Raw genomic sequence first — 14,245 nt, 5'->3', positions numbered from 1 at the left:
TCGGATGCAGTTGTGAGGGGGAATGGCGTGACGAGGGAAGTACGCGCTTTCGCGGTAACTGTCCTCATACTCGCCACTCTCGGGGTCGCCGCCGGGCTCAGCTGGTCCGCGATCTCGCCGCGGGCTCCCTACCAGGTGACCGAGCACGGCCTGGTGCTGGCCGACCTCACCACGCAGGCGCTGATCGCGGCCGACGGCTGGTTCGCGGTGATCACGGGCGCGCTGGGGCTGCTCTGCGGCGGTCTGGCGTGGTTCGCCGGGCGGCGCTGGATGCTGGCGGTGCTGCTCGGGCTGTGCGCGGGCGGGGTGGCGGGCAGCTTCCTCACCTTGTGGGCCGGGTCCACGTTCACGGTCGGCACGGTGGTGGTGGAGGCCGCGGCCGAGCCCGGGGTGCGGATCGTGCCCGGGGCGCTGAAGCTGACCGCCGAGGGGGTGCTGGTGGCCTGGCCGCTGCTCGCGGTCGGCCTGTTCGGGCTGCTGGAGGGCATGCACGGCTACCGCGAGTCGCCGTTGCGGCACCCGTACGGCATCGAGCCCTAGACCGGCGGGCGGCGCAGGCCGTGGCCGGTGGCCTGCTCGAACGCGCGGGCCACGCGCAGCACCCTGGCGTCGGCGAACGGCCGCCCGACGATCTGCACCCCGACCGGCAGCCCTTCCGGCGTGAACCCGGCCGGCACCGAGGCCGCCGGCGCGTGCAGCACGCTGATCCAGTACGCCGAACGCATCCAGGCCAGGTAGTCGGGCAGCCGCTCGCCGTTGATCTCGCTCACGTGCGGCTGCTCCACCGGGAACGGCGGCACCTGGCTGACCGGCGCGAGCAGCACGTCGTAGGTGTCGAAGAAGCCGGCCATGCGCTGGTAGAGGCCGCTGCGCAGGCGTTCGGCGCGGGCCAGGTCGGCGCCGGTGACCGTGCGTCCCCGCTCGACGTTCCAGCTCGTGTTGGGGCCGAGGCCGGTCAGGTCGCCGAAGGACAGGGCGTAGTACCAGGCGCGGTAGATCCGGAAGGCGTCCTCGGCGTCGGACAGGTCGAGCGCGACCTGCTCGACGTGCGCCCCCAGTTCCTCGAACACGGCCGGCGCCGTCGCGGTCACCGCGGCCGTGCGCGGGTCGACCGGCAGCCCGCCCAGGTCGGGGCTCCACGCCACCCGCAGCCCGCGCACCCCCTGCTCGGGCTCGGGCGCGAACTCCTCCTTGATCGCGAACGGCGACCGGGCGTCGAACCCGGCGACGGCCCCGAGCATCAGCGTGAGGTCGTCGACCGTGCGCGCCATCGGCCCCGGCACCGCCAGCGTGTACCAGGCGGCCGTGTCGGAGGGGTCGGGGACGCGGCCCGGCGTGGGGCGCAGGCCCACGACGTTGCAGAACGAGGCGGGGTTGCGCAGCGAGCCGCCCATGTCGGAGCCGTCGGCCAGCGGGACCATGCCGGTGGCCAGGGCCGCCGCGGCCCCGCCGCTGCTGCCGCCGGCCGACCTGGCCAGGTCGTAGGGGTTCCTGGTGGCGCCGAACACCTCGTTGACGGTGTGCGAGCCGGTGCCGAACTCGGGCGTGTTCGTCTTGCCGATCGTGATCGCCCCGGCGGCGCGCAGCCGGCGCACGATCAGGTCGTCCTTGTCGGGGACGTTCCGCGCGAACAGCGGCGAACCGTATGTGGTGCGGATGCCCGCGGTGTCCACCAGGTCCTTGTGGGCCACCGGGACGCCGTGCAGCGGCCCCTCGGGCTCGGCCGCGTCGGCCGCCCTGGCCGCCTCCAGCGCCCGCTCGGCCACCAGCGTCACGATGGCGTTGACCTGGGGGTTGACCTGCTCGATGCGGTCGAGGTGGGCCTGGAGCAGCTCCACGGCGCTCACCTGCCCGGCCCTGATCAGGCGGGCCATCTCGGTCGCGGTCAGGTAGTGCAGTTCGCTCACCCTGCGATCCTGCCCCACCCGCGCGCCGGGACACGACGGCGACCTTTGCCCACCTCCCCCGCCCGCCTTGGCACCCGCCCACAAGCCGGTCCGGCGAGCCCCGGCGCGGTCACGCGCCGAGGCGGGCCGCGCCGAGGAGGCTCCGGAGGGTCAGGCGCCCAGGCAGGCGGGGCCGAGGAGGCTCCGGAGGGTCAGGCGCCCAAACAGGCGGGGCCGAGGAGTTGCTTGAGGTCGCCCATCAGCGCCGGTGACGGCGACACCCGCAGGCGGTCGTCGACCCGCATGACGGTCGTCTTCGGCCCGTTGTGCACCTGGAGATGCACCTCCGAGGTGCCCGGATGCGTGGTGAGGATCTCCTTCAGCCGCCCGACCACCGGCGGCGTGCACCGGGTCAGCGGCAGGCTCACCAGCAGCGGCCCGCCCGCCTCCTGGGTGAGGTCGGGCGCGGTCACCTCCATGGCGATGACCTTCGCGACGTCCTCCCGCTTGTCGATGCGCCCCTTGACGAAGACGATCGCGTCCTCGGCCAGGATCGTCGAGCACAGCTGGTACGCCGACGGGAAGATCATCACCTCGATCGCGCCTTCGAGGTCCTCAAGCTGGGTGAGCACCCACGTGTCACCCTTCTTGGTGACCTTGCGCTGCACCCCGCTCAGGATGCCGCCCAGCGTCACGACGTGCCCGTCGGCCCGGCTCTCGTCCTGGACGGCGGCGATCGAGCAGTCGGCCCCCGCGGCCAGGATGTGCTCCACGCCGAACAGCGGGTGGTCGGAGACGTAGAGGCCGAGCATCTCCCGCTCGAACTGCAGCAGCGTGTTCTTGTCCCACTCCCCGGGCGGGATCTGCACGTCGAAGGTCTGGTCCTCGCCGCCGTCGATCGCGCCGAACAGGGAGTCCTGGCCGATGGCCTCGTTCTTCTTGATGTCGATGATCGCGTCGACGGCCTGCTCGTGCACCATGACCAGGCCCTTGCGCACGTGGCCGAGCGAGTCGAAGGCCCCGGCCTTGACCAGCGACTCGATCACGCGCTTGTTGCACACGATCGCGGGCACCTTGCGCAGGAAGTCCTTGAAGTCGGCGAAGCGGCCCTTGGACTTGCGCGCCGAGATGATGCCGTCGACGACGTTGCCGCCGACGTTGCGCACCGCCGAAAGTCCGAAGCGGATGTCGGTGCCGCGCGGGGTGAAGTCGAAGTCGGAGTCGTTGACGTCGGGCGGGAACACCTTGATGCCCATGCGGCGGCACTCGTTGAGGTAGAGGGCCGACTTGTCCTTGTCGTCCTTGACGCTCGACAGCAGCGCCGCCATGTACGCGGCCGGGTGGTTGGCCTTGAGGTAGGCCGTCCAGTAGGAGACCAGGCCGTAGGCCGCCGAGTGGGCCTTGTTGAAGGCGTAGTCGGAGAAGGGCAGCAGGATGTCCCAGAGCGTCTTGACGGCGTCGGCCGAGTAGCCGTTGTCCTTCATGCCGCTCTCGAAGGACTCGAACTGCTTGTCCAGCTCGGCCTTCTTCTTCTTGCCCATCGCCCGGCGCAGCAGGTCGGCTTTGCCGAGCGAGAACCCGGCGACCTTCTGCGCGATGGCCATGACCTGCTCCTGATAGACGATCAGGCCGTAGGTCGTGTCGAGGATCTCGGCCAGCGACTCCTTGAACTCGGGATGGATCGGGGTGATCTCCTGCTGGCCGTTCTTGCGCAGGGCGTAGTTGGTGTGGGAGTTGGCGCCCATCGGGCCGGGACGGTAGAGGGCGCCGACGGCCGAGATGTCCTCGAAGTTGTCGGGCTTCATCAGCCGCAGCAGCGAGCGCATGCCGCCGCCGTCGAGCTGGAACACGCCCAGCGTGTCGCCCCTGCCCAGCAGCTCGTACGTCTTCCGGTCGTCGAGCGGCAGCTTCAGCAGGTCGATCTGCTCGCCGGTGGTGGACTCGATCATCTTCAGGCAGTCGTCGATGATCGTGAGGTTGCGCAGGCCCAGGAAGTCCATCTTCAGCAGGCCGAGCGTCTCGCAGGTCGGGTAGTCGAACTGCGTGATGATCGCGCCGTCGGAGTCGCGGCGCATGATCGGGATGTGGTCGGTGATCACCTCGCGGGACATGATCACGCCGGCGGCGTGCACGCCCGTCTGCCTGATCAGGCCCTCCAGGCCCTTGCCGAGGTCCATCGTCGCCTTGACGTCGACGTCTTCCTCGTAGAGCCGGCGCAGCTCGCCGGCCTCGTTGTAGCGCGGGTGGTCCTTGTCGAAGATGCCCGACAGCGGGATGTCCTTGCCCATCACGGCCGGCGGGAACGCCTTGGACACCTTGTCGCCCAGCGCGTAGGGATAGCCCAGGACGCGACCGGCGTCCTTGATGGCGGCCTTCGCCTTGATGGTGCCGAACGTGGCGATCATGGCGACCTTGTCGGCGCCCCACTTCTCGGTCACGTAGCGGATCACGTCGCCGCGCCTGCGCTCGTCGAAGTCGATGTCGACGTCGGGCATGGAGACGCGGTCGGGATTGAGGAAGCGCTCGAAGATCAGGCCGTGCGGGAGCGGGTCGAGGTCGGTGATGCCCATCGCGTACGCCACCAGCGAGCCGGCCGCCGAGCCACGGCCCGGGCCGACCGGGATGCCGTTCTGCTTGGCCCACATGATGAAGTCGGCGACCACGAGGAAGTAGCTCGGGAAGCCCATCTGCTCGATGATGCCGATCTCGTACTCGGCCTGCCGCTTGTGCTCGTCGTCGTAGCCCTCCGGCCAGCGGCGGTCCATGCCCTCCCAGACGGTCTTGCGGAAGAACTCGCTCTCCGTCATGCCGTCGGGGATGGGGTAGGTGGGCATGAGGTTCTTGAACTCGAAGAACCCGGTCGGATCGACCTTCTCGGCCACCAGGAGCGTGTTGCGGCAGCCCTCGGCCCACAGGTCGGAGGAGTCGACGGCGCGCATCTCGTCGGCGGTCTTGATGTAGTAGCCGGAGCCGTCGAAGCGGAAGCGGTCGGGGTCGGACAGCTGCTTGCCGGTCTGGATGCACAGGAGGGCGTCGTGGGAGGCGGCGTCGGACTCGTAGGTGTAGTGGGAGTCGTTGGTCACCAGCGGCGGGATGGCGAGCTCTTTGCTGATGCGGGTCAGGCCGTCGCGGACCCGGCGCTCGATGTCGAGGCCGTGGTCCATGATCTCCAGGAAGAAGTTGTCCTTGCCGAAGATTTCCTGATATTTCGCGGCGGCCTTGAGCGCCTCGTCGTACTGGCCGAGCCGCAGCCTCGTCTGCACCTCGCCCGACGGGCAGCCGGTGGTGGCCATCAGGCCGTCGGCGTGCTCGGCCAGGATCTCGGCGTCCATGCGGGCCCACTTGCGCACGAAGCCCTCGGTGTAGGCGCGCGAGCTGAGCTTCATCAGGTTGTGCAGGCCGGTCTTGTTGCGCGCCCAGATCGTCATGTGGGTGTAGTAGCCACCCGCCGAGACGTCGTCCTTCTTCTGGTGCGGCTCGCCCCACAGCACGGGCTTCTTGTTGTGCCGCAGCTCCGGCGCGACGTAGGCCTCGATGCCGATGATCGGCTTGATGCCGGCGCCCGTGGCCTGCTTGTAGAAGTCGTACGCGCCGTGCATGTTGCCGTGGTCGGTGATCGCGATGGCGGGCATGCCCAGGTCGCCGACCTGTTTGAACATCTGCTTGAGCCGGGCGGCCCCGTCGAGCATGGAGTATTCGGTGTGCACATGCAGATGGACGAACGAGTCGCTGGACGACATGGAGCGGCGCCTCCCCGGGTCTGGATGCGATGGTGCGCTCCGACTCTAGTGGGCCGGACCGACATCCCGGAGCCGCCTCGCGCGCCCCGCGGGACCGGCGCGCCGGAAGCGTCGCGGCCACCGGCCTCGATATCGTCTCCCTCACGCAAAGTAATGAAGGAGACACCGGGTGCGCACGCAGTCCGACGAGGGGTACAGCCACGCGCTGGGAAACCGCCAGATCCAGATGATCGCGATCGGCGGCGCGATCGGGGTCGGCCTCTTCCTCGGCGCGGGCGGCCGCCTGGCCGCCACCGGGCCCGCGCTCGTGCTCTCCTACGCCACCGCCGGGCTGGCCGCCTTCTTCGTCATGCGGGCGCTCGGCGAGCTGGTGCTCTACCGCCCGGCCTCGGGCTCCTTCGTCGAGTACGCGGGCGAGTTCATCGGCCCGTGGGCGGCCTTCGCCAGCGGCTGGATGTACTGGGTCAACTGGGCCTTCACCGGCATCGCCGAACTGACCGCCATCGCCGCGTACGTCCACTACTGGGCCGGCGGCTTCCCCCAGTGGCTGACCGCGCTGCTCGCGCTGGGGTTCGTGCTGGCGGTCAACCTGCTGTCGGTCCGCCTGTTCGGCGAGCTGGAGTTCTGGTTCGCGATGCTGAAGGTGCTGGCCATCGTGATCTTCCTGGTGGTCGCGCTGGTGCTGGTGGTCTTCGCCGTCGGCGACGCCGGGCCGCGCAACCTGGTCGCGCACGGCGGCTTCTTCCCCACCGGCTTCCCGCTGGTGCTGATGAGCCTGCAGTCGGTGGTGTTCGCCTACGCCTCGATCGAGCTGGTCGGCATCACCGCCGGCGAGACCGCCCGGCCGCACGAGGTCATGCCGCGGGCGATCAACGGCGTGATCTGGCGCATCGCGATCTTCTACGTGGGCTCGGTGCTGCTGCTGGCGATGGTCCTGCCCTGGACGGCCTACAGCGCCGGCACCTCGCCGTTCGTCACGTTCTTCGCCGGGCTCGGGGTGCCCTGGGCGGCCGACGCCATGAACCTCGTGGTGATCACCGCCGCGCTCTCGTCCTGCAACTCGGGCCTGTACGCCACCGGCCGCATCCTGCGGTCGATGGCCACCAAGCGGGAGGCCCCAGCCTTCGCCGCCGCGCTCAGCTCCCGGCACGTGCCGATCGGCGGGATCGTGTTCACCGCGGCCATGTTCCTCGGCGGCGTGGCGCTGTTCTACTACCTGCCCGAGCGCGCCTTCAACATCGCCACGGCGGTCGCCTCGCTGGGGGTGATCACCACGTGGGGGGTGCTCGTCTACTGCCAGACCCGGCTGCGCGCCACCGGGCACCGCTCGGCGTTCCCGATGCCGGGCTCGCCGTACACCAACTGGCTGACGCTCGGGTTCCTGGCGCTGGTGATCCTGCTGATGCCGTTCGCCGACCGCGATCAGCGGGTGGCCTTCTTCCTCATCCCGGCCCTGGTCGCGGGCATCGCGCTCGGCTGGCTGGTGGTACGCCGCCGCCGCCGGACGCGGAAGGCCGCGCAGGAGGCGGGTTAGTCTCGTCCGGGCAGGAGTCGCCGCTCGGGGGAGGCCACACTGGACAAGCTGGACGACACACTCGATCCCGCGCTCGGCCGGGCGGCGACCGCCGTCCCCGCAACCGAGCCACCGGACACCACCGGGCCCGAGCCCGCCACCGTGTCCGCCCCCGGGCCCCTCACCATGTCCGCTCAGGGGCCCACCACCGTGTCTGTTCCCGGGCCCAGCCCCGTGTCTGCCACCGAGCCCATCGCCGGGCCCGCCACTGAGCCCGCCACCGGGCCGTCCGGCGTGCCCGCCGTCGAGCCGTTGGCGCCGCTCGGGGGCGGGGTCGGGGCGGAGCGGCGGGGGCGGGGGCGGCAGGTGTGGCGGGTCGCGGCGGCGGCAGCGGCGGTGGGTGCCGCGCTCGCGCTGATCGGCGTGCCGCTGGGCGTCTACCCGAAGCTCGCCTGCGCCGTGCTCTCCCCCGGCTGCGGGCCGCTCCAGGAGCCGCGCGGCGACCTGCCGCGGCTGACCCGGCTGACGCCCGTCCAGGCCGCGCTGAGCGGCACGTACGTCGCGCTCGGCGACTCCTACTCCTCCGGCGAGGGCGTCTACGAGCAGGACGCCGGCCCGGTCAACGACGGCGCCGACCGCTGCCACCGCGCCCGCGGCTCCTACGTCCCGCTGGTGGCGAAGGCGCACCCGTTCACCGGCGGCAGCGCCTTCTACGCCTGCAGCGGCGCCACCACCCGCCAGCTCCTGTCCGGCCAGTACGGCCAGCAGCCCCAGATCACCCGGGTCGGCCCGTCGGCCAGCCTGGTGACCCTGAGCATCGGCGGCAACGACGCGGGGTTCACCGACGTCCTGACCGGGTGCATCGTCAAGCTGCCCTGGTCGTCGGCCTGCGTCGACCAGGACGCCACGGTCGCCCGGCGCATCGCCGAGCTGCGGCCCAGCCTGACCAGGGTGCTCGGCGAGCTGCGCGCCCGCGCGCCGGGGGCCCGGGTCATCGTCCTCGGCTACCCCAGGCCGTTCCCCGCCTCGCCCGTCCGCACGGTCGACAACCTGAGCGTGGCCGACCAGCGGTGGCTCAACACCGTCACGCGCAAGCTCAACGACACGGTGGGCGCCGTCACGGCCGAGCACGACCGCGGCCTGGCCGGCCTCGGCGCCCCCGGCAGCGTCGAGTACGTCGACGCCTACGAGGCGTTCACGGGCCACGAGGCCGGCACGCCGCAGCCGTACCTCAACAGCCTGGCCGTGGACATGGACCCGCTGACCGTCAACGCCCGCAGCTTCCACCCCACCGGCGACGGCTACCGCCGCTTCGCCGAGCTGATCAACCAGCAGATCGCCACCGGCCCCGGCCGCCCGTTGCACAACTACCACCTCACCACCCCCTGAGCCGCCAGCGTCCCGCCCCCCCGGCTCAGGGATGGCTCAGCGGCGGGCGCGTTCCTCGGCCAGGTGGAGGCCCGCCTCGATGACGGCGTTCATCACCGCCGCCAGCCGCTCCTCCCCCAGCTGGGGCGCCCGCGTCGCCATCCGCGCCACCAGCGCCCGCTCCCGCGCCAGGTCGCGCCCCGCGAACCCGCCCACCGGCTTGAGCCGCTGGACGACGCCCGCCAGGGCGGCGCGCCGCTCCAGGAGGGTGGCCAGCGCCGCGTCGACCCGGTCGATCGCCTCCCGGCACTCGGCCAGCGTCGCCGGTGACTCGGGCCGCAACAACGCGCCGACCAGCGTCACGGCCTCCTCGGCCGCCCGCACGTCCGCAGCCTCGTCCGCCCGCCCGGACGCGCCCGAGCCACCGGAGCCACCGGAGCCGCCTGAGCCGCCGGTGCCGCCGGGACCGGCGACCACGAGGCCGTCGGCGCCCGCCGCCACGGCCGCCGCCGCCAGCCCCGGGTCGCGCGAGACGTCGGCCAGGACCGGACGCCCCGACGCGGCCCGCGCCGCCCGCAGCACCCCGAGGTCGAGCCGGCCCCCCTCGCACAGGACCACCTGGTCGTTCCCCTCGGCCGCGCAGTAGCCGGCCAGGCCCACCCATTCCTCCACCGACGCCGACGGCCGCCGCTCGACCACCACCGGCAGCCCGAGCCCGGCCGCGGCCCGCACCAGCGGGATGTCGCGCGTCCACGTGGCCCCCACCACCACGGCGTCGGCCAGCGCCGCGATCGCCGGCAGGTCGGCCGCCGAGTACGGCTCCACCAGCGTGGCCCGCTCCCCCAGCGCCTCACGCGCGTCGACCTGGCCCCGATGCGGGCGCAGGCTCACCCGCCCGCCGATCACCACGGCCGGGCCGTGACCCACGCGCAGCCCGCCGATCGTCACCATGTGCCGCTCCAAGGTCGATGTCATCTCGACTCCCCACTCGGGCCGGCCCAGCGAAGCCGGCAGGAAAACCAAAAAGGCAGAGACGGGGCGTCTCTGCCTTGTGCCGACTCCAGGTGGTCGCTAGCTGACGACCGGCCCTCCCGGAGCCGGCTCGGTAAAGGTGTAGCGACAAGTCATGTCTGAAACCTTACACCCGCCTCCACCTGCTGGACGTTCCTTCTCATATGGCGGACTGACCTTCCGGCGAGTCGCCGATGATCCCTCGCTATGGGAGTATTTCTTGGCCGAGAGGGAGGGTTTGAGGCCGTTGATGTCGGATCGCAAGCAGGACGGACGCCGCATCGCCGGCCGGTACGAGCTGCTGGAGCCCATCGGCAAGGGCGGCATGGGCATCGTCTGGCGCGCCCACGACGAGCTCCTCGACCGCACCGTCGCCATCAAGGAAGTCCGCTACGCCGCTGCCCTGGGCGACGAGGTGCAGCTGCTCAACCGGCGCACGATGCGCGAGGCGCGGGCCGCGGCCAGGTTCGAGCACCCCAACGTGATCGTCGTCCACGACGTGATCGAGGAGGACGGCCGGCCCTGGATCGTCATGCAGCTGGTCCAGTCGCGCTCCCTGGGGGCGGTGATCAAGCAGGAGGGGCCGCTGCCGCCCGAGCGGGTGGCCGAGATCGGCGTCGCCGTGCTCGACGCGCTGCACCGGGCGCACGAGGCCGGGGTGCTCCACCGCGACGTCAAGCCCGAGAACGTGCTGCTGGCCGACGACGGCAGGGTCGTGCTGACCGACTTCGGCATCGCCACGCTGGAGACCGAGACGCAGCTCACCGTGACGGGCCTGGCGGGCACCCCCGCGTTCATCGCGCCCGAGCGGCTCAAGGGGCTGCCCGCGCGCCGTGAGTCCGACCTGTGGTCGCTGGGCGCGACGCTCTACACGGCCGTCGAGGGCCGCTCGCCGCACGAGCGCGGCATGGCGCTGGCCACGATGCACGCCGTCCTGACCGACGAGCCCGACCCCGCCCCGCACGCCGGGCCGCTGGCCGGGGTGATCAGCGGGCTGCTGGTCAAGGAGCCGGTGCAGCGCCTGACGTACGAGGAGGCCGCGCGGATGCTGCGCGAGGCCGCCACCGCGTCGAGCCCGGCCGAGACCAGGCGGTTCCCCAGCCGGAAGCTGCGCGCCGCCGTCCCCGCCCCGGACCCCGTCGAGGACGAGGACGACACCCCGACCGACCCCGACCTGCCCGTCCCCCCGCCCAGGCCCGCGCCCCGGACCACGCCGAGGCCCGCGCCCACGCCGAGGAGCAGGGCCGCCGGCACGCCGCCGCCCGTCGGGACCGGCGGGCGGATCCCGCCCTCGACCAGGGACTCCGCGCTCCCCGACGCGCCCACCGGCGAGCCCACGGTGAGCAGCCGCCGGCAGGGCCGCAAGTTCGGGCCGATCGCGCTGGCCGCCGCGGCGGTCGTGCTGGTCGCCGGGGTCGGCGGCTATCTCGGCCTGAGGTCGGCCCCCGAGGACCACTCGTCCAGGCCGCCGCAGGCCAGGCAGTCGGCCAAGGCCCACACCTCGTCCTCCGCGCCCACCGCGTCCACCTCGGGCACCGAGTCGAAGCCGCCGGCCACGAGCACGCCCTCGTCCTCGCCGTCCTCCTCGCCCTCGGCCACGCCGGACAAGACCGAGGACGCCGACCCGCTGCCCAGCGGCTGGAAGATGTACAAGGACAAGGAGCTCGGCTTCTCCATCGGGCTGCCCAAGGGCTGGGACGTCTGGGACCGCGGCGGCCGGCAGGTCAAGTTCAAGGGCCCCGGCGCGGCCCCGAACGCCTACCTGATGATCGAGGAGGCGGCCAAGCCCGGCAAGGACCCGTACAAGGACTGGAAGAAGCAGGAGCCGTCGCTCAAGCACAACTTCGGCGGCTACAAGAAGATCGGCATCAAGAAGGTCGACTACATGAAGGCCGCCGCCGACTGGGACTTCACCTGGAACACCAACACGGGCAAGACCCGGGTGCGCGACCGCGGCTTCATCACCGAGAACGGGAAGGCGTACGCCATCTACTGGCACACCCTCAACAGCCACTGGAAGAAGGACTACCACCTTTTCGAGGGCTTCAGCGCGACCTTCAAACCCGCCAAGTAGGCTTCCCTGCGTGGAAAGGCAGGTCAGCAACCGGTATCGCCTCATCGAGCCCCTCGGGGAGGGCGGCATGGGGGTGGTCTGGCGTGCCTACGACGAGCTGCTCGACCGTACGGTGGCGATCAAGGAGGTCCGCTACACGGGCGTGGGCGACGCCAAGCGGGCCGACCTCAACCGCAGGACCATCAGGGAGGCCAGGGCGGCCGGCCGCCTCGACCACCCGTCGGTGATCGTCATCCACGACGTCGTCGAGGAGGACGGCCGGCCGTGGATCGTCATGCAGCTCGTCCGGTCCCGGTCGCTGGCCGAGGTGATCGGCGAGCGCGGGCCGCTGCCGGCGGCGCTGGTGGCGATGGTCGGCGGCCGGGTGCTCGACGCGCTGCGGGCCGCCCACGCCACCGGGGTGCTCCATCGTGACGTGAAGCCCGAGAACGTGCTGCTGGCCGACGACGGCAGGGTCGTGCTGACCGACTTCGGCATCGCCGCGCTGGAGGCCGAGTCGGGGCTGACGGCGACCGGCGGGCTGGTGGGCACCCCGGCGTACATGCCGCCGGAGCGGCTCAACGGCGAGGCCGCCCGTCCGGAGTCCGACCTGTGGTCGCTGGGGGCCACCCTGTACGCGGCGGTGGAGGGGCGGCCGCCGTTCAAGCGCGACTCGTGGGCCGCCACGGTGGCGGCCGTGCTGCGCGACGAGCCGGAGCCGCCCGTGCGGGCGGGGGCGTTGCAGCCGGTCATCATGGGGCTGCTGCGGCGCGACCCGGCGGCCAGGATGCCGGCCGGCGAGGCCGCGCGCCTGCTCCACCAGGTGGCGACCGGGCAACCGCTGCTGGCCGACCAGACCCCCATGTGGTCGGCCCCCTTCCCGGCCCCTGGGCCCGCCGCCCCCGGCCCGTCCCCCCAAGGCCCGTACCCCCAGAACCCGGCCCCGCACGGCCCCCTCCCCACGCCCAGCGGCCCGCACCACAGCCCGAGCGGCCCCCATGCCACCCCCAGCGGCCCTTACCCCGCGCCGCAGGGATCGCCGCCCGTCACCGGCGACGCGCGGCCGCCGCACCGGACGGTCCCGGGAGACCCGCGGCGGCGCGGCCGGACGATGTGGATCGCGGTGCCCGCCACGGTGGCCGCCCTGGCGCTCCTGGGCGGCGGCGGCGTGCTGCTCTACGACCAGCTGTCAGGCTCCGCCACGCCCACCCCGACGGCCGGCGCCCAGCCGCCCGCCACCGGCGACCCCACCCCCGACCCCTCGACGCCGCCATCGAAGTCCCCGACGCCCGAGCCGAGCCCCCAGCCGACCAAGAAACCCACCGGCGAGCCGACCCCCACGGCCCCGGCGGTGCCCGCCGGCTGGCGCCCCCTCACCAGCGCCGCCGGCCACTTCTCCATGGCCGTCCCGAAGACCTGGACGGCCGCCAAGAACCCGACCAGGGACAGCATCCGCCTGTCCGGCCCCGGCACTCCCGGCGCGATGATCGTGGAGTGGACCGTCCCCGACATCCCGTGGAAGGACCCGCAACAGCACTGGCTCGGCCTGGAGAAGGAGATCAAGGCCAAGGGCGAGTTCGACCACTACACCCGGATCGGCATCACCCCCACCGAATACCTCGGCCTGCGCGCCTCCGACTGGGAGTTCACCCAGATGCGCAAGGGCCAGCTCATCCACGTGATCAACCGCGGCTTCCACACCGCGGCCGGCCGCCCGTACGCCCTGTACTGGGAGACCCTCGACTCCCGCTGGGCCGCCGACCGGCACTGGTTCGACACCTTCGTCAAGACCTTCCGCCCGGAATGACGCCGGAGCACGACGGCGCGCGCGAACGGGCCCGGTTCTGGCGGCATCCGGCCGTCCCTGAGACCGACCTGCTCAAGGCCCGCTACGTCACCCACCGCTTCTCCCGGCACGTCCACGACGGGTACGCCATCGGGCTGATCGTGGCGGGCGTGGAGGAGTTCGACTACCGCGGCACCCTGCACCGGGCGGGCGCGGGCGAGCTGGTGCTGGTCAACCCGGACTCGGTGCACACCGGTCAGGCGGGCACGCCGGGCGGGTGGGCGTACCGGATGCTGTATCCGTCGGTCGAGGCGCTGGCCGGGATCGCGGCCGAGCTCGACGCGCCCCTGGCCACCCCGTACTTCCCCCACCAGGTGGTGCGCGACCCGGAGGTGGCGGCGCTGCTCGGGCGGGCGCACCAGGCGGCCGAGCGCGGCGACGCGCTGGCCGCCTCCACGCTGTCGCGCACGCTGTTCGCCAAGCTGCTGAGCAGGCACGCCGCGCCCAGGCCGGACGCGAGCCCGCCGGGCGCGGGCCGGCAGGCGGTGCGCGAGGCGATGGCGCTGCTGCACGAGAGCCTGCTCGACCCGCCGACGCTGGAGGCGCTGGCGGCGGCGGTGGGGGTGCGGCCGTTCCCGCTGCTGCGCGCGTTCAAGGCCGTGACGGGCCTGCCGCCGCACGCCTACCTCACCTCGCTGCGCGTGCGGCAGGCCCGCCGGCTGCTCCTTGAGGGGGTACGCCCGGCGCAGGTCGCGGCGGACGTGGGCTTCACCGACCAGGCCCACCTGAACCGGCACTTCAAGCGTGTCGTGGGCGTCCCACCCGCCGCCTACCAAAAGGCCGCAGGAACGTACAAGACCGGCTATTTGCCCAGTTCATAAGCTGTTT

The 14,245-nt window shown here is 72.3% G+C and carries 9 protein-coding genes; 6 read left to right on the top strand and 3 right to left on the bottom strand.

The window, feature by feature from the left end; translation table 11 throughout:
- Positions 1–27 precede the first annotated feature (27 nt).
- A complete protein-coding gene (locus tag ACFYUV_RS08645) occupies positions 28–540 on the top strand; it encodes a hypothetical protein (protein ID WP_387666476.1) in 513 nt (170 codons plus the stop codon).
- Here ACFYUV_RS08645 and ACFYUV_RS08640 read toward each other — a convergent pair.
- Positions 537–1,907 (bottom strand): amidase, encoded by a 1,371-nt coding sequence (locus ACFYUV_RS08640; RefSeq protein ID WP_387666473.1) that lies wholly within the window; start codon positions 1,905–1,907, stop codon positions 537–539. The two genes, ACFYUV_RS08645 and ACFYUV_RS08640, sit on opposite strands and share 4 nt — an antisense overlap.
- Before the next feature lie 191 nt (positions 1,908–2,098).
- Positions 2,099–5,626, bottom strand: a complete 3,528-nt coding sequence (gene dnaE, locus ACFYUV_RS08635) for a DNA polymerase III subunit alpha (protein ID WP_387666470.1) — start codon at positions 5,624–5,626, stop codon at positions 2,099–2,101.
- A gap of 169 nt (positions 5,627–5,795) precedes the next feature.
- Between dnaE and ACFYUV_RS08630 the strand changes: the two genes are divergently transcribed.
- Complete coding sequence (locus ACFYUV_RS08630) at positions 5,796–7,160, top strand: amino acid permease (RefSeq protein WP_387666467.1); 1,365 nt, start codon at positions 5,796–5,798, stop codon at positions 7,158–7,160.
- A 213-nt stretch (positions 7,161–7,373) separates the two neighbouring features.
- Positions 7,374–8,528 carry an SGNH/GDSL hydrolase family protein gene (locus ACFYUV_RS08625; RefSeq protein ID WP_387666464.1) on the top strand — a complete coding sequence of 385 codons (1,155 nt, stop codon included), beginning with the start codon at positions 7,374–7,376 and terminating at the stop codon, positions 8,526–8,528.
- Between the two features lie 36 nt (positions 8,529–8,564).
- Here the strand turns inward: ACFYUV_RS08625 and ACFYUV_RS08620 are convergent, their stop codons facing one another.
- Positions 8,565–9,482 carry a chorismate mutase gene (locus tag ACFYUV_RS08620; RefSeq protein ID WP_387666461.1) on the bottom strand — a complete coding sequence of 306 codons (918 nt, stop codon included), beginning with the start codon at positions 9,480–9,482 and terminating at the stop codon, positions 8,565–8,567.
- Positions 9,483–9,768: 286 nt separating this feature from the next.
- On the opposite strand from ACFYUV_RS08620, the gene ACFYUV_RS08615 reads away from it, so the two are divergent.
- The 3 genes from ACFYUV_RS08615 to ACFYUV_RS08605 are packed head-to-tail and all read left to right on the top strand — an operon-like array spanning position 9,769 to position 14,238.
- The gene (locus ACFYUV_RS08615; RefSeq protein ID WP_387666458.1) at positions 9,769–11,592 is read left to right on the top strand and encodes a serine/threonine-protein kinase; all 1,824 of its coding nucleotides are present in this window, start codon (positions 9,769–9,771) and stop codon (positions 11,590–11,592) included.
- Positions 11,593–11,602: 10 nt separating this feature from the next.
- Positions 11,603–13,378, top strand: a complete 1,776-nt coding sequence (locus ACFYUV_RS08610; RefSeq protein ID WP_387666455.1) for a protein kinase — start codon at positions 11,603–11,605, stop codon at positions 13,376–13,378.
- On the top strand, positions 13,375–14,238 hold the full coding sequence (locus ACFYUV_RS08605; protein ID WP_387666452.1) for an AraC family ligand binding domain-containing protein: 864 nt from the start codon (positions 13,375–13,377) through the stop codon (positions 14,236–14,238). The genes ACFYUV_RS08610 and ACFYUV_RS08605 overlap by 4 nt, the downstream gene beginning before the upstream one ends.
- The last annotated feature ends 7 nt before the right edge of the window (positions 14,239–14,245 follow it).

Source organism: Nonomuraea sp. NPDC003560, from assembly GCF_042878785.1.
Lineage (GTDB): Bacteria > Actinomycetota > Actinomycetes > Streptosporangiales > Streptosporangiaceae > Nonomuraea.
The sequence above is the reverse complement of the archived record's forward strand: the minus strand, read 5'-3'. Positions and strand labels throughout refer to the sequence as shown.

Coding starts and splice junctions, on each gene's coding strand:
- ACFYUV_RS08605 (WP_387666452.1), top strand. CDS start 13,375: ATGACGCCGGAGCACGACGGCGCGCGCGAACGGGCCCGGTTCTGGCGG.
- ACFYUV_RS08615 (WP_387666458.1), top strand. CDS start 9,769: ATGTCGGATCGCAAGCAGGACGGACGCCGCATCGCCGGCCGGTACGAG.
- dnaE (WP_387666470.1), bottom strand. CDS start 5,626: ATGTCGTCCAGCGACTCGTTCGTCCATCTGCATGTGCACACCGAATAC.
- ACFYUV_RS08620 (WP_387666461.1), bottom strand. CDS start 9,482: ATGACATCGACCTTGGAGCGGCACATGGTGACGATCGGCGGGCTGCGC.